Origin of the sequence: Paenibacillus vortex V453 (genome assembly GCF_000193415.1) — a bacterium.
GTDB lineage: Bacteria > Bacillota > Bacilli > Paenibacillales > Paenibacillaceae > Paenibacillus_AQ > Paenibacillus_AQ glucanolyticus.
Genome location: NZ_ADHJ01000021.1, coordinates 33,106 through 53,488 on the forward strand (window position 1 = coordinate 33,106; position 20,383 = coordinate 53,488).

Annotated in this window: 15 protein-coding genes and 2 pseudogenes; 14 read left to right on the forward strand and 3 right to left on the reverse strand. The window is 48.5% G+C overall.

What is annotated here, in order from left to right:
• The first annotated feature begins 20 nt into the window (after positions 1-20).
• Positions 21-1,994, forward strand: coding sequence for a 1,4-alpha-glucan branching protein GlgB (glgB, locus tag PVOR_RS13185; protein WP_006209722.1), 1,974 nt, complete (start codon positions 21-23; stop codon positions 1,992-1,994).
• 30 nt (positions 1,995-2,024) lie between these two features.
• A pseudogene (glgA, locus tag PVOR_RS13190) lies at positions 2,025-3,459 on the forward strand (glycogen synthase GlgA).
• A gap of 140 nt (positions 3,460-3,599) precedes the next feature.
• Here glgA and PVOR_RS13195 read toward each other — a convergent pair.
• Entirely contained in the window at positions 3,600-5,348 is a 1,749-nt protein-coding gene (locus tag PVOR_RS13195; protein WP_006209723.1) for an alpha-glycosidase, read from the reverse strand.
• A 566-nt stretch (positions 5,349-5,914) separates the two neighbouring features.
• Between PVOR_RS13195 and PVOR_RS13200 the strand changes: the two genes are divergently transcribed.
• The 3 genes and pseudogenes from PVOR_RS13200 to PVOR_RS13210 all read left to right on the forward strand — a co-directional run bounded on the left by PVOR_RS13200 (position 5,915) and on the right by PVOR_RS13210 (position 8,982).
• The gene (locus PVOR_RS13200; RefSeq protein WP_006209724.1) at positions 5,915-7,357 is read left to right on the forward strand and encodes an ABC transporter substrate-binding protein/permease; all 1,443 of its coding nucleotides are present in this window, start codon (positions 5,915-5,917) and stop codon (positions 7,355-7,357) included.
• A pseudogene (locus tag PVOR_RS13205) lies at positions 7,344-8,069 on the forward strand (amino acid ABC transporter ATP-binding protein). Before PVOR_RS13200 ends, PVOR_RS13205 begins: the two are co-directional and overlap by 14 nt.
• Before the next feature lie 184 nt (positions 8,070-8,253).
• Positions 8,254-8,982: a 3D domain-containing protein gene (locus tag PVOR_RS13210; protein ID WP_006209728.1), complete on the forward strand. Its 729-nt coding sequence runs from the start codon at positions 8,254-8,256 to the stop codon at positions 8,980-8,982.
• An 81-nt stretch (positions 8,983-9,063) separates the two neighbouring features.
• Here the strand turns inward: PVOR_RS13210 and PVOR_RS13215 are convergent, their stop codons facing one another.
• Positions 9,064-9,912 carry a polysaccharide deacetylase family protein gene (locus PVOR_RS13215; protein ID WP_006209729.1) on the reverse strand — a complete coding sequence of 283 codons (849 nt, stop codon included), beginning with the start codon at positions 9,910-9,912 and terminating at the stop codon, positions 9,064-9,066.
• A 167-nt stretch (positions 9,913-10,079) separates the two neighbouring features.
• Here PVOR_RS13215 and PVOR_RS13220 point away from each other — a divergent pair, with 167 nt between their 5' ends.
• The 8 genes from PVOR_RS13220 (at position 10,080) to mobB (ending at position 18,421) form a co-directional block, all read left to right on the forward strand.
• On the forward strand, positions 10,080-11,102 hold the full coding sequence (locus PVOR_RS13220) for an NADH:flavin oxidoreductase/NADH oxidase (RefSeq protein WP_006209730.1): 1,023 nt from the start codon (positions 10,080-10,082) through the stop codon (positions 11,100-11,102).
• Positions 11,103-11,189: 87 nt separating this feature from the next.
• Positions 11,190-11,858: a PspA/IM30 family protein gene (locus PVOR_RS13225; protein ID WP_006209731.1), complete on the forward strand. Its 669-nt coding sequence runs from the start codon at positions 11,190-11,192 to the stop codon at positions 11,856-11,858.
• A 181-nt stretch (positions 11,859-12,039) separates the two neighbouring features.
• On the forward strand, positions 12,040-12,444 hold the full coding sequence (locus tag PVOR_RS13230) for a DUF350 domain-containing protein (protein WP_006209733.1): 405 nt from the start codon (positions 12,040-12,042) through the stop codon (positions 12,442-12,444).
• Between the two features lie 30 nt (positions 12,445-12,474).
• Complete coding sequence (locus tag PVOR_RS13235; protein WP_006209734.1) at positions 12,475-12,981, forward strand: DUF4178 domain-containing protein; 507 nt, start codon at positions 12,475-12,477, stop codon at positions 12,979-12,981.
• Between the two features lie 10 nt (positions 12,982-12,991).
• Positions 12,992-13,726, forward strand: a complete 735-nt coding sequence (locus tag PVOR_RS13240; RefSeq protein WP_006209735.1) for a DUF4247 domain-containing protein — start codon at positions 12,992-12,994, stop codon at positions 13,724-13,726.
• A gap of 178 nt (positions 13,727-13,904) precedes the next feature.
• The gene (locus PVOR_RS13245) at positions 13,905-16,445 is read left to right on the forward strand and encodes a DUF7507 domain-containing protein (RefSeq protein ID WP_006209736.1); all 2,541 of its coding nucleotides are present in this window, start codon (positions 13,905-13,907) and stop codon (positions 16,443-16,445) included.
• Positions 16,446-16,691: 246 nt separating this feature from the next.
• The gene (locus tag PVOR_RS13250; RefSeq protein WP_052649273.1) at positions 16,692-17,921 is read left to right on the forward strand and encodes a molybdopterin molybdotransferase MoeA; all 1,230 of its coding nucleotides are present in this window, start codon (positions 16,692-16,694) and stop codon (positions 17,919-17,921) included.
• Entirely contained in the window at positions 17,918-18,421 is a 504-nt protein-coding gene (gene mobB, locus PVOR_RS13255; RefSeq protein ID WP_006209738.1) for a molybdopterin-guanine dinucleotide biosynthesis protein B, read from the forward strand. Before PVOR_RS13250 ends, mobB begins: the two co-directional genes overlap by 4 nt.
• A gap of 6 nt (positions 18,422-18,427) precedes the next feature.
• Here mobB and xerS read toward each other — a convergent pair whose 3' ends face one another.
• Positions 18,428-19,510: a tyrosine recombinase XerS gene (xerS, locus tag PVOR_RS13260; RefSeq protein ID WP_006209739.1), complete on the reverse strand. Its 1,083-nt coding sequence runs from the start codon at positions 19,508-19,510 to the stop codon at positions 18,428-18,430.
• 227 nt (positions 19,511-19,737) lie between these two features.
• Between xerS and PVOR_RS13265 the strand changes: the two genes are divergently transcribed.
• Positions 19,738-20,241, forward strand: coding sequence for a GNAT family N-acetyltransferase (locus PVOR_RS13265; RefSeq protein ID WP_006209740.1), 504 nt, complete (start codon positions 19,738-19,740; stop codon positions 20,239-20,241).
• The last annotated feature ends 142 nt before the right edge of the window (positions 20,242-20,383 follow it).

Genomic DNA, 20,383 nt, shown 5'->3' on the forward strand with positions numbered 1-20,383 from the left:
GAAAAAGCAGGTGACGACAATTGAATCAAGCAGTTAGGGAAGGAAACATGACTCCGGAACAAGTGTATTTATTTCATGAAGGAACCTGGTTTCACAGTTATCAATGTATGGGCGCACACGTTGCCGTAGAAGATGGGCAAGAGGGCGTGCGTTTTACGGTATGGGCTCCCCACGCAAGGCAGGTTGGTCTTGCGGGAGCGTGGAACGGCTGGGATGGCACCCATGACACGTTATATAGGATACCCGATTCAGGAATTTGGAGTCGGTTTTTCCCCGGTATGCAGACTGGAACTTTTTACAAATACCAGATTACTGGATCATTCGGTGAAACGTTCCTAAAGGCGGATCCCTATGCGTTTCATGCGGAACTACGGCCTGCTACTGCATCGGTAGTTACGGATCTGTCTGGATATCAGTGGAACGATGCCCTGTGGAAAAAGAAGAATACATCACCTTACAGCAAGCCGATGAACATATATGAAATGCATTTTGGAACCTGGCGGCAAAAGGAGGACGGCTCCTTCTTTACATACCGTGAAATGGCGGATCTGCTTATTCCTTATTTGCTGGATATGCGTTATACCCACGTGGAATTTATGCCGCTGGCCGAACATCCCTACGACCTCTCATGGGGGTATCAGGGAACCGGGTTTTATGCTCTGACTAGCAGATACGGCAGTCCCCATGATTTCATGTACCTGGTAGACCAGCTGCATCAAGCCGGTATCGGCGTGCTGCTGGACTGGGTGCCCGCGCATTTTGCCAAGGATGCCCACGGACTTCGCCAGTTTGACGGGTCACCGCTATATGAATACGGCGATGCGCAAAAAGCGGAGAAACCGGGCTGGGGAACGCTGTCTTTCGATTATGCCAAGCCTGAGGTGATTTCATTCCTCATCTCCAATGCTTTATTTTGGATGGATATGTATCATATTGATGGACTTCGTGTTGATGCGGTTACAAGCATGATCCGCCTTGATTTTGAGAAGTCCGAGGGTCAGTTCAGCCCTAATGAACGGGGGGGCTTGGAAAATCTTGAAGCGATATCCTTTCTGCAGAAATTGAATAAAGCGGTGTTTAGCTATTATCCCCATGCCTTGATGATGGCAGAGGAATCCAGCGCATGGCCAGGGGTAACCGCCCCTGTGCACGAAGGCGGACTGGGGTTCAATTACAAATGGAATATGGGCTGGATGAATGACACACTGTCCTACGTGGAGCAGGAGTATGTGTTGCGGCCTACCCAACATAATTTACTAACATTTCCCATTTGTTATGCCTATTCGGAAAATTTTACATTGCCTCTTTCTCACGACGAGGTTGTCCATGGCAAAAAATCGCTGCTCAATAAAATGCCTGGCAGTTATGAACAGAAGTTTGCCGGATTACGCATTTTACTTGGTTATCAGATGACGCAGCCTGGCAAGAAATTGCTGTTCATGGGCGGGGAATTCGGTCAGTTCATCGAATGGAAGGATGAGGAGCAGCTCGATTGGCTGCTGCTGGATTATGAAAGCCACCGCCAACAGCAGGCTTTTACGGCAACGCTAAACGCTATGTATGTGGACGAAAGGGCGCTGTGGGAACAGGATCACGTCATGGATGGCTTCCAGTGGCTTTGTGCCAATGATAACAACCAGAGTGTTATAGCGTACATGAGGAAAGGGACCAAGCCCGGAGATACGCTGATCATCGTCATTAACTTTCAGCCCCGAGCATATGACAAATATCGGATCGGTTTGCCAAGAGCCGGGCAGTACGTGGAAATACTGAATTCAGATCATACCGATTACGGAGGCGCCGGACTGCTGAATGACGGCGATATGAAAGCGGAGAAGCAAGCCTGGCACGAGCAAAACCATAGCTTGGAGATCAAGCTGCCTCCATTAAGCATGGTACGTTTTAAAGAAAAAACCGCCGCGTTCGAGGAAAACGAAAGATTCGGAGCAAGAACAGCTGAAGGCGGCAGCAGCAAAAGAGAAGACCGTTCGTAAAACCAAACGGAGCCAAAGGGGGAAGCAGGATTGAAATTGTTATTTGCGGCATCAGAATGTGGACCATACATCAAGACAGGCGGATTGGCGGACGTCATCGCTGCATTACCCAAATCACTTCGTGGCATGGGCGAGGATATTCGGGTTGTGCTGCCGAAATATCGCGGCATCCCTGCGGAGTATCGGGAACGCATGCTGTTTGTTGGAGAAACCCGGGTCCGGGTAGGCTGGCGTGAGCAATATTGCGGTATCGAGTCCTTGGTTGAGGACGGTGTAACGATTTATTTTGTTGACAACGAGTATTATTTTGGCCGTGACGGTATTTACGGTTATATGGATGATGGCGAGCGTTTCTCCTTCTTTAACCGTGCGGTGCTCGAGATACTGCCGATCATCGATTTCCAGCCGGACGTGCTTCATTGCCACGATTGGCATACCGCGATGGTTCCACTGCTCCTTGAGGATGTCTATCGTCATAATCCTTTCTACGCAGGGATTCGTAACGGTATTCACGATCCATAATCTCCTGTATCAGGGCGTTTACCCGTATGAGGTATTGGTTGATCTGCTGGGAATCCACAGCCGTTATTTCAAGGCGGATGGCGTAGAGTATTACGGCAACGTGAATTTCATGAAAGCTGGCATTGTCTACGCAGATCATGTCACGACGGTGAGTCCGACTTATGCTTCCGAGATTCAAACCGGTTATTATGGATATGGACTCGACGGGCTCTTGTCAGCACAAGGTTCAAGGCTGAGCGGCATTGTAAACGGGATTGATACCAAGAGCTACAATCCGGCTACCGATCCGCATCTGGCCGTGAAGTACCGGAGTGGACTGAACAAGAAAACACAGAACAAAATAGCACTGCAGGAAGAATTGAATCTGCCGGTGGCACCACACATCCCGTTAATGTCGATGGTAACCCGTCTGGTTGATTCCAAGGGACTCGATCTCGTAATCCGCATTCTGGATGAGCTGCTGTATTACGATGAGATTCAATTTGTTGTCCTGGGAACGGGAGATCCTTCCTATGAGCATTGGTTCCGGGAAGCGGCGAATCGGTATTCGAACAAAATGTCAGCCCAAATCAGGTTCAATGAACCATTATCCCGGCGATTTTACGCAGGCAGCGACCTGTTTCTGATGCCATCGAAATTTGAACCATGCGGGATCAGCCAACTGATTGCCATGCGTTACGGCAGCGTGCCGATCGTGCGTGAAACGGGTGGCTTGAATGATACTGTGCATGCCTATAACGAATACACCGGTGAAGGAAACGGGTTCTCTTTCAAGGATTACAATGCGCATGACATGATGAACACGATTCGCAGGGCGACATCGATATACCGCATGCCGGAACAATGGCGCAAAGTGAGCAAGAACGCATTAAGCGGGGATTACAGCTGGAGCGTATCGGCGAAGGAGTATCAAGAGATATACCATCAAATTTCCAGCCGATAGGACAAGGCATTGATAAAGGGGTACCTGGATAGCTTGAGATTTCCGCTATCCAGGTACCCCTTTGTGACAACTGGGTATACGTTTTGTGAGGTGGCACATTCTACAGCTCAGCGAGGTTGATCGCCATTTACAACAACAGATTATGGTTTGAGGCGACGGCACAGTATACGGTACCCGTAAGGCTCCAAGTCAACATGCATGATTCCGTTTACCGGCTTTACGGATTCTTCGGTTTGCGCATCAAACCAATCGGTAGTGACGATGGGGTGGGACAAGGTACGATAGGAGTCACTGTTGTTCATCCAGACGATAAAATGCAATTGATCATTTGCACGTTCGTATACGATGCATGGGTCATGAAGATTGGCTTGGAGGAAGCGAAAACGACCCTGCCTGAGAGCTTTGTGCTTTTTTCGTAGTGCAATCATGCTGCGATAAAATTCATACAGCTCAAGGTTTTGTTTTTCGGGATTCCATTCCATGCATTTGCGGCAATCGGGATCTCCATCTCCGGTTAATCCGACTTCATCGCCATAAAAAATACAGGGAGTTCCCATGAAAGTGAACAGGAATACAACGGTGAGTTTCATGCGCCGGGTATCTCCTCCCACGCGCGTGAGCAGCCTAGGAGTATCATGGCTGCACAGCAGATTGAAGACCACTTCATTGGTCTGCTGGGGGTAACGCATCAGAATGGATCCGATACGGTTAGCAAAAGTGAGCCCATCCATATTGCCATTGAAGAATTCGAGCACTTTATCAGCAAAAGGATAATTCATCACCGAATCGAACTGGTCACCGGCCAGCCAGATTAAGGAGTCTGACCATACCTCTCCCACGATATAAGCTTCAGGATTGGCCTTCTTGACGACTTGTCTGAAGTCTCTCCAGAAATGATGGTCAATTTCGTTGGCGACATCAAGTCGCCAACCGTCCAGCTTGATCTCCTTGATCCAGTATTCGGCTACGCCCAGCAAGTATTCCTTAACCTCTGGATGGGCGGTATTGAATTTAGGCATATTTCCATAGAAGCCGAAGGTATCATAGGTCGGGATGCCATCTTTTACCTCGCAGGGAAATTGATTGACATGAAACCATTCGGCATATGGAGAGTCCTTGCCATGCTTCAGCACATCCTGAAAAGGCGGGAACTCTTCGCTGCAATGATTGAATACCGCATCAAGAATGACTCGAATTCCTTTGCTGTGACAAGTATCCACAACCTTCTTCAGCAGTTCATTATCGCCGAATTGCGGATCCACCTGTTTATAATCGACCGTGTCGTATTTATGGTTGGAGGGGGAGAGGAAGAGGGGGGTAAAATAAATCGCATTAATGCCCAGCTCAACCAGATCATCCAGATGATCCAGCACACCTTGCAGGTCGCCGCCGAAGAAATTATCCACTTCCGGCTTGCCGCCCCATACTTCTGTTCCGACAGGGTTGATGGCCGGGTTCCCGTTGGCAAAGCGCTCTGTCATAATTTGATAAAACACAGCTTCTTTAGCCCACTCCGGGACTTTGAACACATCAACCTCATGTATGTACGGAAATTCGAAGTAACCCGCAGGCGGGTAAGGGTAATCCCATCCGATCCCGCTATCCACCATATAAACCGTCTCATCTCCGGCATGGATCCGGAATCCGTAAGATAATCTTTTGTATTTTGGCCTGACTCCGCACTCCCAGTAATCAAACATCTCATCAGAGGCAGCCTTTTCCATGGTGATCTCGAAGTACGTACGGTCCCAGTCATATTTGTCGCCGGTCATAGCAACAACGGAATCAATGTCATTCTTCTTGGTTCGAATCCTGAGATGAATGGTATAGGTATCATATGCATAAGCCCATTTATCTCTTGGAACATGATACAGTGCTTCTAACAGCATGGGTACACCTCCTATATGAGTATAGCTATAGCTAATTAATAACCAGCCGCAAGCTTGCATGAATCATGGAAGCAGAGACAGACAGAGAGTTGACGGCAGGAGATGATAATCGGGCATAGGATCTATACGTATTTATAAGATGGGATGTGATCGGTTGGATTATGCAATATTCATTTGAGTGCCAGTTGCATAACGAGTGAATCCGAAGACCTATTTCTATATATAGGTGCAGCGAGATAAAATATGGATCAGAGGGTATGCACATGGATGTTCTCTGGGTAGTTATGGAAGTTCATCACATTTCATGAGTGGACCTTTCATATGAATTAAAGTTATTCACACATACAACGAATCCGAGGATACATAAGCGGCTCTTGTGAATGATTAATTAACCGTTGTATTAAAATAGGACAAGCATGCAACGAAGAAAAATAGGGTCAGCGTAAGCTTGTATGAAAGATCCATGAATTTTCATTGCATATTCATGCACCATGTTTTATAATGACTCAGTTGCATTTATTTATTTGATGTATTTATCCGTAACAGTTAGGGGAGAAACGAAACATATGAAACGTAAATTTACAGCGTGGATGACTCTGTTCATGGTGGTCGTGCTGTCTTTTGGCAGTATCGTCCATGCAGAGGGTGAGAAGAAAACGGTGATTCTCGGTACGAGTGCCGATTATGCACCTTATGAGTTCCATAAAACGATAGACGGTGTGGATACCATCGTCGGATTTGATATCGACATTGCGAAGGAAATCGCCAAGGATCTGGGCGCTGAGTTAATCATCAAGGATACTTCCTTTGATGCACTCCTGCCTGAACTGACAAGCGGTCGTGTGGATTTTGTTATTTCGGGCATGAATCCGACGGAAGAACGCAGAAAAAGCATCGATTTCTCGGAGCCTTATTATGCCGCGGAGCAGTCCGTGGTGGTGCGCAAGGAAGATGCGCTGAAGTTTAACACACTTGAAAGCCTCGAGGGAGCCCGGATCGGGGTTCAGAAGAGCTCCATTCAGGAATCCATCGCCAAAACCATTCCTAAAGCGAATGTGGTCTCACTGGATAAAATACCGGATTTGCTGCTTCAATTGGAATCTGAACGGGTGGATGTTGTCCTAGCTGAATATCCGATTGCCAAGACGAATATGGATGAAGCGACTATGGCCATCACGGATGCCAAGCCAACGGCTGAGAACGACTCTTATGCCATCGGGGTCCGCAAAGGGAATGAAGAGCTGCTCAGCAGCATCAACGCTACACTGGAGCGTTTGAAGGAGAACAACCAGATTCAGAAGTTTGTCGACGAGGCCAGTGATTTGGCGGCAGGACGTACGACCGAGAATCTGAATACATTCGAATTTTTCTGGAAATATCGCGATTATTATGCGAAGGGTATTCAGTTTACATTACTGATTTCTGCCTTAGGGGTATTTTTCGGATTCATTCTCGGTTTGATTATTGCCCTCATGCGTATGTCGGGCGTGAAAATCCTGAAGTTCCTGGCGACCGCTTATATTGAGATAATCCGCGGTACGCCGATGCTGGTTCAATTGTTTATCATACATTACAGCTTGGCTGCATTCGATATTAAGTTCTCTCCGATTCAGTCCGGTATTCTCACGCTGTCTATCAATAGCGCCGCGTATTTGGCTGAAATATTTCGTGCCGGCATTCAAGGCGTGGACCGCGGTCAATTGGAGGCTGCACGCTCGCTCGGGATGACGAGGGGCAAAGCGATGCGTCACATTATTTTGCCTCAGGCACTGAAGGGTGTCCTGCCTGCGATCGGTAATGAATTTGTTGTTATTATTAAGGAATCTTCCATCGTATCGTTCATCGGGGTATACGATATTATGTACCAAGCTCAGATTTTGCGCGGTTCAACCTTTGCCCCGCTGAATCCGCTGCTTGTGGCCGCCATGATCTACTTTATATTGACATTCGTTCTTTCGAAGCTTCTGGGTGTCTGGGAAAGGAAGTTGAGTGCAAGTGATAACCGTTAAGGAACTTCATAAATCGTTTGGCAAGCTGGAGATATTGAAGGGCATCGACATCGAAATTGCAAAGGGAGAAGTCGTGGTTGTCATCGGACCCAGCGGCTCCGGCAAAAGTACGTTCTTGCGCTGTCTTAATCTGCTTGAGGTGCCGACTAGCGGAGAAATTTCGTTCGAGGGCGAACTCATCACTGCCAAGAATCACAATATTAACGCTACCCGTCGAGAAAATGGGGATGGTATTCCAGCAGTTTAACTCTGTTTCCCCACAAAAAAGTAGATCGATAACATCACATTGGCTCCTGTTCAAGTAAGAGGAGTCTCTGCCAAGGAGGCGGAAGCTACTGCAGACGAGCTGCTAAAGTCTGTTGGTCTGCAGGATAAGAAAGACGCTTATCCTTCACAGCTGTCCGGCGGACAGAAGCAGAGAATCGCGATTGCGCGAGCGCTTGCGATGCAGCCGCATGTGATGCTGTTTGACGAGCCTACCTCGGCTCTCGATCCCGAGATGGTCGGTGAGGTGCTGGAGGTCATGAAGAAACTCGCACTGGGTGGCATGACAATGATCATCGTTACGCATGAGATGGGCTTTGCACGCGAAGTGGGGGACCGAATCCTGTTCATGGATGGCGGAAAAATTGTTGAGGAAGGCACACCGGACCAGCTGTTCGGCAGCCCGACACATCCGCGTACAAAAGAGTTTTTAAGCAAGGTTTTGTAACTTTTATATCTGAATCGTAACAGACGAAAACAGCGTCAAACCTGATTTTTTCAGGCGTTGACGCTGTTTTTGTTTGTTTATTGGTAACAATTTCTTGCAGTATAGGTTACAAATTTGTGATATATTCATGTTCGTTGACATACTTCATCCGAATGAACAAGCTACATAAAGGGAGGCATCTTAGATGTTACAACAAATGAAATCATGGAAAATCAATCGAGGACTCAACAATAACAAGATCGCTGGAAAAACAGCAAAATGGTTCACTATTACAGCCGTTGCACTTGGCCTGACTTTTGCCGGAGGCGGAATGCAGGCACATGCCAGCTCCGTGCACGTTGCGAAGAGCGGTGATACCTTCTACTTCTTGTCCAAACAGTACGGCGTGAATATGGACAAGCTGATGAATGCCAATCCAAAAATTGAAGCGAAGAATATATATCCGGGTCTCAAAATCACCATCCCCGGTTCGGTATCGATGAACTCGACGGCTTCTGCTGCTCCCATCGCTCCCGGAACAACCGGTTTTACGCCCAGCTTGAACGTTTCGCCTGAGAGCAAAGTAGTTGAAGCATGGGGTAAAACGTTTAATTACAGCAAGACGTTGTCCGTGAAAGCTACAGCGTATTCTGCTGCTGCAAGCGAGAATGGCAAATGGGGTGCGGTCGATTATTTCGGAAATTCCCTCGAGCTGGGAACCATCGCGGTTGACCCTAAGGTCATCCCGCTGGGAACCAAAGTACTTGTAACAGGACACGAACATCCCGGCCTTCCGAAGAAAGCATTTGTAGCAGAAGCCCGTGATATCGGCGGTGCCATTAAAGGAAACAAAATCGACATTTTCATCCCTGGCTCACAATCCTCCGTTAAGCAATTCGGAATTCAAGACATCAAATTGTTCATCATCGAATAATGGTATTTGACTTTATAGCATATTCAAGACGGCTTTCCTGGAATTATCCCGGGCAGCCGTCTTTTTGCTTCTACGTAATCTTTATTTGGACTCAGATACACTCAACATCTCGGGTAAGGTGACGAAGCTGTATCCTCGATTTCGCAGCTCTGTAATGATATCCGGCAGTGCCTCAACGGTACCGTTCAGATCTGACCCCACGCCTCCGCCGGCATGCTGAAGCACAATGGCACCGGGCCCGACTGCTGACAGAACGTTTTTCTTGACTTCTTCCTTGTTAAGCCCCTTCCAGTCGAGGGAATCGACATTCCAGTTCACGACTTTATATCCGTTCTTGCGCGCCCATTGAAGCTGTTCCTCATTAATATCACCATAAGGTGGACGGATGAGCCGGGGATTTACTCCGGTCAACGATTTCAAAATGGTATTGGTTCGTTCAATTTGGCTCTTGAATTTATCCAGGCTCAGTTTGTTCAACTGGGCATGATTGTAGGAGTGATTACCAATGGAATGGCCTTCATCATGGATTCGTTTTACAAGGTCGGGGTGCTTCTTGGCTCGATCCCCCACGGCAAAGAAGGTGGCTTTCACATCATATTCCTTCAGCACATCGAGTACCTTCCCGGTAAATCGCGGATCCGGCACATCATCGAAGGTCAGAGCGATCTGTTTGATCCGGGGGCCGCTGGAGCGAAAGGTATCCGGGTACTTTCTGAGCAATTGACTCAGCGTCAGGGGTTCTCCGGCATTCTTGTTCTTCGTTCGCTTGGAGTGATCCACAGCTTGACCCGACTCCGACATGACGGAAGTCTCTTGGTGGTGAAGCGAAGGATTATGTAAATCGGACCCATTTGCCGGGTTTATCGGCAGGATTAAAAAGATTAACATCATCCACAGCAGGAAGCTTCCTGCTCGGTTTCGTTTGAACATCACGATCGGCCCCTTTAGCTTTTTTGTATGGTATACCCATCTGAACAGACAATTATCCTCAATATGGGAAACCGCTGTTTTTTAGTTTTCCCTGCGAAAAGGTGTATAATAACCCGTAACGGATTTAATTACATCATGATCATTTGGATATGGAAGGAGATAATCGCTTGGCAGACTTGTTTACACCCTACAATTTTAAGAACCTGACTCTCAAGAACCGAATCGTTATGCCACCGATGTGTCAATATTCCGTGAAAGCAGAGGACGGGATTCCGAATGATTGGCATTTTGTCCATTATGTCAGCCGTGCTGTAGGCGGTACCGGTTTAATTATCGTGGAAATGACAGGGGTTCATCCTGACGGCCGCATTACCAATCAGGATACGGGGATATGGAGTGATGATCAGATTCCAGCATATCGCAAGATTGTGGAGACGGTGCACTCCTATGGAACCAAGATCGGAATTCAACTGGGCCATGCCGGAAGAAAAGCACAGGATGCTGAGCCATCCGTGGCACCATCCGCCATTCCGTTCAGTTCTCATTATAAAATGCCGAGGGCATTGTCCGGCGCCGAGGTGGAGGAGCTCATTCGAGCCTTTAGAGAAGGGGCTCGGCGAGCTGTCGAGGCAGGTTTCGATACCGTTGAAATCCATGGCGCCCACGGGTACTTGATTCATCAGTTCCATTCGCCGCTCACCAATCAGCGCAGTGATGAGTATGGCCAGGATCTTCCTCTGTTTGGGGAGCGGGTTGTCGAAGCCGTCAAGGAGGTTCTTCCTGAAGGCATGCCCATTATCATGCGGGTGTCAGCCAAAGAGTATGTGGACGGCGGTTACGACGTTCAGCACTGTGCCGAAATCTGCAAGCGTTATCGGGATGCCGGTGTCGACATCTTCCATATCTCTTCGGGGGGCGAAGGGCCTGTCGGCTCGAATGGCGGTCCGGAAGCGAAGCCTGGATATCAAGTGGATTTGGCTGCTGAATTTAAGCAGCTGCTGAAAGTGCCTGTAATTGCCGTAGGATTGCTTGACGATTACAATGCTGCGCAGGAAGTGATTTTGTCGGGCAAGGCGGATCTGGTGGCGATCGGCAGAGGCATGCTTCGGGATCCATATTGGGCTGTTCATGCAGCCAAGGCGCTTGATGGGGGACAGAAGGTGCCAAAACCATATGAACGCGGATACTAAAAAATATTTTGAAACGTTTTGGATCATGCAACGTAAGTATTAATCATATACCAGTCATTTTAAAGTGAAAGCGAGAGGAAGAGAACGATGTCCATATTTAAGAGATTACGCGATTTGACCATGTCCAATATTAACGCCATTATCGACAAGGCGGAAGATCCGATTAAGATGACCGATCAGTACATTCGGGATATGACGGAAGATCTTGAGGATGCCGAGAAAGCGGTAGCTTCGCAAATTGCCATCGAGAAACGCTTTAAAGCACTTTATGAAGAACAGGCTGCACTCGTGGAAAAACGCACGCAGCAGGCTCATACGGCAGCACAAGCTCAAAACGTTGAGCTTGCCCGTCGTGCGCTGGAAGAGAAGAAGGCTGCTGAAGCCAAACGTGACGAGTACAAAGCAAGTTATGATCAGAACAAATTGGCGGCAGACAATCTGCGTGCCAAGCTGGAAGAGATGCGTAAGCAGCTTACCGCGATGAAGAACAAACGTGAGACGCTGGTAGCCCGTTATAACGCTGCCAAAGCTCAAACCGAGATTAACAAAGCGATGAACGGATTTGGCTCGGACACAGCTTCCGCCGGATTGAAACGGATGGAAGAGAAGATGCTGGCCATGGAAGCCCGTGCGGAAGCAAGCAATGAAATGTCGACCCGTGAGAAATCTCTGGACGAAGAGTTTGAGAACCTCGGCAAAGACAAAGTCGTTGAGGATGAGCTTGCAGCTTTGATGAAACAATACGAGAACAAGTAATGGGATCCTGTAAGACATGTAAATAGTGTAGGGGGCGAGGGAGAAACAGCAGGGCTGAATACAGCCGTGCTTCTCCTTCGCTTTTGTTTGACAGGATATATAAGGAAACAACCTCTAAAGACGGCTTGACTCACTGAAGGGTCGATTAGAGTTTTTGTATGTTGAATGTGGAGGATTAGAGATGGATTTCGATATGATCTTGCGTGTTTTACTCTGGACAGCTGTCGGCGGGCTGCTGCTGTTTGTTTTGATGTTTGTGGATTCTCTGTTCACCAAGTATAACGATCTTGAAGAAGTGAAAGCGGGCAATATGGCAGTAACCACAAGACTGATTCTGAAACTGATTGCACAAGGGTATATTTTATCCGTGTCGATCGGAACGTCATATCATCTGTTGGAAGCCGTTGTGGTATCCATCATTTCGTTTATCATTCTGTTTGTACTCGAAGCATTGACAGAGCTTATGCTGCGGAATTTCGGCAAGCTGAACCTGGACAAAGGCACACGCGAGGGCAAGACAGGTTACGGACTGTTTGCAGGCTCGCTGCATGTGGTCGGTGCGTTAATTATTACCGCTTGCTTGTAGAACGCATAAAGAAGATAGGGGACAGGAAAGATGAGTATGTGGAAAAGAATCGGCAATTTATTTGCGAAGCCAGAACCACCCAAAGCAGAGAAAAGCATGCTGCAGTTGGCGCCGGGCGATATATGCGAAGTGTCCTTGGTTACCTATGAGGTTACGGGGCGCGTTCATAATCGGGGCCGCAATGCGGTAGTCTTGACACTTCAGGATGGCAGCACCATAGCTTATCTTCATATTGAAGAACGTGAGACGGTTCAGTATGCGTTATATTCGCCTATCGATGGACGATTGGACTCGCCGGACGAGGTGCCATCAATCCTCGATCTGGACGATCATGTGTTTCATCTGGAGGAAGAATATGGCGGACATGTTTCGATAACTGGCCGTACCGCATTTACGCAGAGCGGTGAGCAGCATGTGTGGCAATATCAATCGGATGATTACAAGCTGCTGCGAATCGAATGGCAGAATGGGCGGTTTATGTTGTATGAAGGCGAGAAAGTGATACCGGGGGACGTTCGAGTTATCCGGGCGACTTAGGAGTGGTGGCATGAAGGAACGCTCTTTTTTATCCATAAAAATGATATTGGTGCTGAGTCTGTTTGTATCCTTATTAGCCGGATGCGGAGCACCGAATATTAAAGATACCTATCCGCTGGAATCCGTCAACCGGGACGGGAACGCAACGTCTTACGTATACCGGGCAGCCGATAAAAGCGTACCCGAGGTAGCCGGTGAGCTGATGGCCGCCAATACGCCGGACCAATCGTCTCCGGAGGATACCGAGCGGATGTTTCTGGTATACGGTGATGAGTATTACCATTTGCAGCAGGATCCACAGAAGCCAACCGATACGTTGATTGAGATTGATTCCAAGGAATATGTTCAGCGCAATTATGACTCAAGTTTCCTGCGGGGGTATTTAACCGCTGTGCTGATCGGAAATTTATTCGATTCGATGGGTGGAGGCGGCGGTTACCGCGGGTATACAAGCAAAGATGTGTATAAACCGAAGCAGGGCAACTATAAGAAGCCGACAAGTCAGGATAAGAAAATAGCTCCTCCCCTGACGGTTGACCGAAGCGGAAAGATTACACGCCGGGGTCAGGATGCCGTCGGTACGGGAGGAAGCCTCTTTAAACGGAACCCGACTTCAAGCGGAGACCGCGGATCGATCAAGCGCGGCGAAAGCGGCGGGGGATTATTCGATTCGCCGAAGAAATCCTACACCAAACCGAAGACTCGAATAGGCTCAGGAGGAATATCCCGAAGAGGGCGAAGGTAATCCGCAAGTGATAAGCGTATGGTCTAAGAACCATGCGCTTTTTTTTGTTGCATCAGACAGCATACACTGCATGCTCTCCTTCATATATTGGAATATAAGCCTATACACAAGAAAGCTGTATCTTCGCATACGCATAGCCAAACAATGGATTGGCTTTCCACTGAAGGAGGAATACAACGTGCCGTTTGTTCTCCGCTACAGTAACAACGATACTGGAGCGATTACGTTTACCGGAAATACACTCGGGTTAAGCCGCTCCAATCAAACAGGAGTGCCGGGCACCCGGGATTTTATTGGCGCATTTGTAACGGTGGACACTTCCATGCAGTTCGGAAGCTACCCGCCCGGGACCACATCGGATTTTAATCTGGATAGCGCGAGTGCTATTCTGAGGCTCCCGCCCGATAGTAACGTGTTATATGCCGAACTGGTCTGGGCTGGGACTTACCGGGTTTCGGGAGGGACTAATAATTATATAGCATTCATAGATAAGACCGTTTCTTTAATGACGCCGGAAGGTACGACATCCAGCATTTCGCCTGACCCTGTGACAGCACAGACCTCATACCGCAATGCAACTTACAATTACTTTCGTTCCGCCAATGTGACCTCATTGGTGCAAGCCGGGGGTGCTGGTACTTACACTGTCGGCGGTGTGGTGGGTAATATTGATCTGGGCAACAGCACAGCGAACAGCTGCGGGTGGACGCTTTGTGTTGTGTATGAGGATCCCTCGATGCCGTTTCGCAATCTGAGTCTAAACGTCGGCATTGTCGAGATTGCAGCCGGCATACCTGAACTGACAACGGTTATATCCGGTTTTGCGACACCGACCTCTGGACCGATATCGGGTAGAATGGCTCTATGCGCCCAGGATGGAGATGCCAACAAAACAGGGGACCAGGTGTTGTTCGGACCTGCCGAAGACAGTTTGACCGTACTGGAAGGCCCTAACAATTATCCGAATAACTTCTTTGCGTCCCAAATTAACGATGATAGCGGCAATCTGGATACCACGGGGACGTTTGGGGATCGAAACCAAATAAACGGGCAGCCTGGCAGTCAAATCGTGGGCGGCAGACAATCTTGGGATATCACCAATGTAGATATTTCGGAGACGCTCACAAATAACCAGACCACGGCGGTCTTTCAGCTGCGCACGGGCGGCGATGGATACAGCGTCATTGCTGTCGGAATTTACATTGACATTAACTCACCGCGGATAACAGTGCATAAGAGTGTTAACGCTACCTCCGCAACGGTCGGTCAATTATTGACTTATACCGTAGTGATTGAAAACACGGGTACCGTTCCGGCGGATGCTTCCCTGCTGTTTGATGGTTTGCCTAATAATACGGAGTTTGTGCCGGGGAGTGTCACGATTAATTCAGTGAGCGATGTGAATGCCAACCCGACAACAGGGATCTCGCTGGGTACAGTCCCTCCCGGAGGCTTGGTCACCGTAACCTATCAGGTCAGGGTAGTGTCTGTTCCACCGGATGGGTTTATCGTGAATGAAGCCGTTGTGAATTTTGACTATCAGAGCGTTACCGGGGGGCCTATATTTACAGGAGATATCCCATCCAATGAAGTGGTGACACCTGTTCTAAACCCTGGACTCGTTTTGCAAAAAAGCGTATCGCCAACGGAAGCAATACCCGGACAGCTTGTGGAATATCGGCTGGAATTAACAAACACAGGGGAAGTTGAACTAACCAACATTCACATTACCGATGCGCTTCTCGGATTGGATGAGGTCATATCCAGTTTGCCGGTTGGAGGGAGCACGGTCATTATCAGAGACTTAACAATTCCAGCCGGTAGTGCAGCGGGTACCGTGTTGGTCAATTCAGCGACAGCCGTTTCTGACCAAACCGATCCAATTCATGATGAAACATCGGTGGCCGTACTTCCGTCACCTGTGGTGCCACCTCCACCTGTGGAGCCGCCTCCGCTTGTGGTGCCACCTCCACCTGTGATAACGCCGGTATTCAACCTTGCGATTACCAAAATCGCAGATCGCGCGGAGACTCGAGCCGGTGATACCATCCATTACCGAATCACGGTAACGAATACCGGGGAGGCAGCCCTAACGTCCGTACGCATCACGGATGTTTTGCTGGGAATTGATCGTACCCTCGATCGGCTCAATCCGAACGAATCGGTTACCATTCAAGCTCGATATGGCGTGATGGCGGATACCGGCATTGGTACTGTCATTATCAACACGGCCCAGGCAGTATCTGCACAGACAGGACCTGTAAGTGCACAGGCTTCGGTCATCGTGACGAGTCAACCGCTGTTGAATGTAGAGAAGACGGTATTCCCGCTTGTTACGGAAACCGGCAATACCCTTACCTTTTCATTCATGATAACGAATATGACCGGAACTGTGCTTATAACCAACGTAGGTCCCACGATGTTGAATAACGTAACTCTGTTTGATGATCTGCCCGCAGGCTCGAGGTTTGAAGGAAATAGTGTGATCATTAACAACCAACTGGCAGCTGATGTCAATCCAGCTCAGGGAATTCGGATCGGATCATTGACACCGGGTGAAACGGTCAGAGTTTCATTTCAAGTCTTGCAGTACGCGGTCCCCGCTAATGAAAGGGCCGAGAATCAGGGACGTGTCACTTACGAGCCCGAAGGCTCAAATGTAACGGTTGAAGTAGATTCCAACATCGTATTTTACGAGGTCACGGAAGAAGAGGAGTAGCAGGAATTGAGGATAGTTTACGGAATCGCAGGACTGCGGTTCCTTTTTTGTTTTTGTAGACGGGAGGGAGCATGTGTCTCTGGTTATTGTCAACTCAGACATTGCTATTGGAGCTGGTTTGAAGTTGGAACAGAATGTAGTACAGTTAGAATAAGGGTTAGCATTTAGTCAGAAAGAGAGGACATCATTTTGGATCATACCCATGCTGATTTAACTAAGAAACACGATAAGTTCGATCGACGCGCCATGCAGGTGCCAGAAGCGCAAGCACTTGCCACGTCTTATGTCCATGTTGGCGGGGAGGAACAAATTCGGCTGCAGGACAGCGATGGGCGCGTGCTTGCTTCTGACATGGTTGCGCCGCACCCTTTTCCGGCATTTGCACGCTCGGGTATGGACGGCTACGCTGTTCGTTCAAGCGATTTAGCGGCATGTGATCAAGGGGAAATGGTCTGGCTGAAGGTTGTTGATCAGATCCCATGCGGATATGTCTCTTCTATTTCGATCGAACAGGGATTGGCTTCCCGTATCATGACAGGCGCACAGGTGCCCGAAGGCGCTGATGCTGTTGTTATGCTTGAAGCGACAGAGCTTCGAGTGAAGGAAGGTGTAACCTATGTAGGGTTAAAACGTTCGATTGATACTGGGAAAAATATTACTCCGCGGGGATTCGAATTGCAAGAAGGGGATTTGCTCCTGCGTAAAGGAACCTGCATCGGGCCGGGCGAGATTTCGGTTCTGGCTACGTTCGGTATTCATCAGGTCAAGGTGTACCGGCAGCCGGTGGTAGGGATTTTCTCGACGGGAACCGAGTTGCTAGACATCACCGAGCCGCTTGAGCCAGGCAAGATACGCAACAGCAACACCTACATGCTCGCTTCGCAAATTCGGGAAGCCGGAGGCGTGCCGGTCATTATGGAGGCGATTCCGGATGATATCGAGCTTGCCCGGCAGAAGGTAGAAGAGGCACTTGGCGAGTACGATATCGTGGTCACAACGGGCGGTGTCTCTGTGGGCGATTACGATATCATGGGGGAGCTTGTGACCTCCGGTGGCCTGGACATGCTGTTTAATAAAGTCACGATGCGCCCGGGAAGCGTAACAACGGCTGCGGTTAAGGACGGGAAGCTGTTATTTGCGCTATCTGGCAATCCTGGTGCCTGTTATGTAGGATTTCTGTTGTTTGTCAGGCCTTCGATTCGCAAAATGCTCGGTATGGAGCAGTTATATCTGACCGAATGGACGGCCGAACTGGGGGCCGACTATTCCAAAGTGAACAACTTCACCCGTTTTGTCAGGGGAAGACTGGCCGTGATAAACGGCAGGCTTGTGGCGACACCTGCAGCGCTCGATGAATCGAGTGTCATGATTACAATCAAAGACAGCGACTGTTTGATCGTGGTACCACCGGAGCTTAGAGGAGCGGTCAAAGGGCAGTCAGTACAGGTTCTTGTCCTTCCAGGAGCCTTCGGATGAAGATTGTTCAGCTGTGCGGATATAAAAATAGCGGCAAAACAACGTTGATCACGGCTTTGATACCTCAGCTGAAGCAGCATGGCATTCGGACTGCCGTGATCAAGCACGACGCTCACGGGTTTGATATGGATCATGAAGGGACAGATACGTACAAATTCCGTGAAGCGGGAGCAGAAGGAATTGCCATTGCTTCTCCCGGACGAACGGCTGTCATGAGGGAAACGGAGCTGGGTCTAGAATCGTTGATACCCTTGTATATGGATTTTGATATGGTGCTTGTAGAAGGCTATAAAAAGATGGCTTATCCCAAGCTGGTGCTGCTGCGGGGGCTGGAAGACATGATGCTGCTGGATCAGGTTGAGGAGATTAGAGGGATCGTGGTACGTCCTGAAATGTTAAAGGAACCGTCAGCGTTGCATGAGATTCAGCAGCGGCTAGCGGTTCCCTTGGTTACATGGAATGATATTGAGGAGATCACATCGATGCTTTTGTCAATTTAGATGCTGCTATTCATCGGCACGGCGCTCAATCGCTTGAGACATCGTTTTATCCGTTAAATGTGCGTATACTTCTGTAGTTTCTGTGGAAGCGTGGCCAAGCTGTTCCTTTGTTTTATATATATCGTTCTGAAGGTAGTAGTCGGTTGCAAACGAGTGCCGCAGCTTATGAACGGTCAGGGATGGCTTGCCAAAGCGCTTGGCATATTTGATGATCATCGCTTGAATCGCTCGTTTGGTCATGCGCTGTCCTTCATGTTGCCCGTTGCGCAGTGCGACAAACAGTGCCTTTTCCTTCTTGGGCACTTTATAGCGTGTCTGTCTAAGCTGGAGATAAAATTCCAGATCATCCTTGGCTTGCGCGCGGAAGTAGACCGGTGTCTTGAAGGTCTCGTCGTTATTACCCTTACGGAATACATGCAGCATTTTATTGTTCAGGTCGATATCGGCGAGATTCAAATTTACCACCTCGGATACGCGCAGGCCGGAGTTTAAGATAAGGCTGGCTATGCACGCGTCCCTTACCTTGTTCAACTCGTGCGCGTAGAGCGCCTGTTTGTTGTTCTCGACATCCTGTCCGTATCCTTCATGAATGTAAGTGATGAAATCCTGAAGTTCTTCTTCTTCCAGTATTTTTCCTTTTAGCTTGGCCGCTGTATCCTTTGGTTTATGAATTCGCTTAATTTCTACTTTGGCCATGATATTGCGTTTGAGCAGCGGGTAAAATTCCTCGTCCTCGGCAATCTGGCTCAGGTAATGGAACAGGGAGCGCAGAGATGACAGCTTGCGGGAAACCGTAATTCTCGAGTTGGTCCCGTCCCTGCGGGTTGTCAGATATAAGCGGTAGCTGGTGATGCTCTCCATGCGGAGCTTCTCAAGCTCCATCAAGGTAATCTCTTGATTGGAGGATGCTTGTGACAGCCCTTCTGATCGGAGCCAGTTGAAAAACGTTTGATAGTCCCTCACATATTCGAGCAGGGTCGAGGGGGAGAGGTCTGGAAGTTTGTAGTCGATAAATTGCTGTACAAACCAAGGCATGGCCGGTGTTTTCTCATCAAGCTTTGCACGGTCGATATCTTTTTGTATATTCATGTTCCACCTCAATGTTTATCTATGTTTATCTATATGGAGAAGACACGGTATTGCTAGCTATTAGTGTAACATATGGAAACCGAATAATCCTGCGATCAGGGGTGGTTGTCCGGTAAGGCCGTTGCCTGCACATAGGATCTGTACTTGTGTTTCGTTTAGCTGAAATTATATGATGAATGTATGTTACATAGTAAAGATTTATATGAGATACCCGGGGAGGCAGCACCATGAGGTCAGATCTAACGGAGCGTATGGGAATTGAGCTGGTTCCGAAGAGAAAACAAGCCGTAATCGTAAACTTGATGCAGTTGTATCTATATGATTTTACGAAGTATCTGGATATCTCGGTCAATGATCAAGGATTGTTTTTACCTTATCCCGATTTGGATGAATTCTGGAAAAAGCGCGATCGGAAGTATCCGTTCCTCATTACGTTTGACCAGCGGCCCGCCGGATTTGCGCTAATTGAACGAATGGATGATGCCACGGAGGCCGACTACTATATGACAGAATTTTTCGTGATGCAAAAATATCGCCGTCACGGTTTGGGAACGTGGGCAGCGACATGGCTGTTTGATGAATTCCCCGGGCGGTGGAAGGTAACACAGGTAAGCAGCAATCTGCCCGCACAAGCCTTTTGGCGGAGGGTGATTGAGTCGTATACCGGCGGCAGATACGAGGAATTTATAGATCCACTGCGCGACAATCCGTCACAATATTTTAATTCTTAGGATCATGCGAATGGTTTTAGAATGATGGCAGAATGCGCTTTCGGCTCGGATGGAAAGAGGTTGCGGGCGCCGATTGGGTAGGCAAGGTGTAGCATCCGGGGATTGTTTGAAACCTGTCGCAATAGCAGTTACGAGCTAAAAT

Excerpts from the sequence above, each read along its gene's own strand:
- PVOR_RS13210 (WP_006209728.1), top strand. The coding sequence starts at position 8,254 with ATGTTACAACAAATGAAATCATGGAAAATCAATCGAGGACTCAACAAT.
- PVOR_RS13250 (WP_052649273.1), top strand. The coding sequence starts at position 16,692 with ATGCAGGTGCCAGAAGCGCAAGCACTTGCCACGTCTTATGTCCATGTT.
- PVOR_RS13235 (WP_006209734.1), top strand. The coding sequence starts at position 12,475 with ATGAGTATGTGGAAAAGAATCGGCAATTTATTTGCGAAGCCAGAACCA.
- PVOR_RS13265 (WP_006209740.1), top strand. The coding sequence starts at position 19,738 with ATGAGGTCAGATCTAACGGAGCGTATGGGAATTGAGCTGGTTCCGAAG.
- xerS (WP_006209739.1), bottom strand. The coding sequence starts at position 19,510 with ATGAATATACAAAAAGATATCGACCGTGCAAAGCTTGATGAGAAAACA.
- PVOR_RS13200 (WP_006209724.1), top strand. The coding sequence starts at position 5,915 with ATGAAACGTAAATTTACAGCGTGGATGACTCTGTTCATGGTGGTCGTG.
- mobB (WP_006209738.1), top strand. The coding sequence starts at position 17,918 with ATGAAGATTGTTCAGCTGTGCGGATATAAAAATAGCGGCAAAACAACG.
- PVOR_RS13230 (WP_006209733.1), top strand. The coding sequence starts at position 12,040 with ATGGATTTCGATATGATCTTGCGTGTTTTACTCTGGACAGCTGTCGGC.
- PVOR_RS13225 (WP_006209731.1), top strand. The coding sequence starts at position 11,190 with ATGTCCATATTTAAGAGATTACGCGATTTGACCATGTCCAATATTAAC.
- PVOR_RS13215 (WP_006209729.1), bottom strand. The coding sequence starts at position 9,912 with ATGTTCAAACGAAACCGAGCAGGAAGCTTCCTGCTGTGGATGATGTTA.
- PVOR_RS13195 (WP_006209723.1), bottom strand. The coding sequence starts at position 5,348 with ATGCTGTTAGAAGCACTGTATCATGTTCCAAGAGATAAATGGGCTTAT.
- PVOR_RS13240 (WP_006209735.1), top strand. The coding sequence starts at position 12,992 with ATGAAGGAACGCTCTTTTTTATCCATAAAAATGATATTGGTGCTGAGT.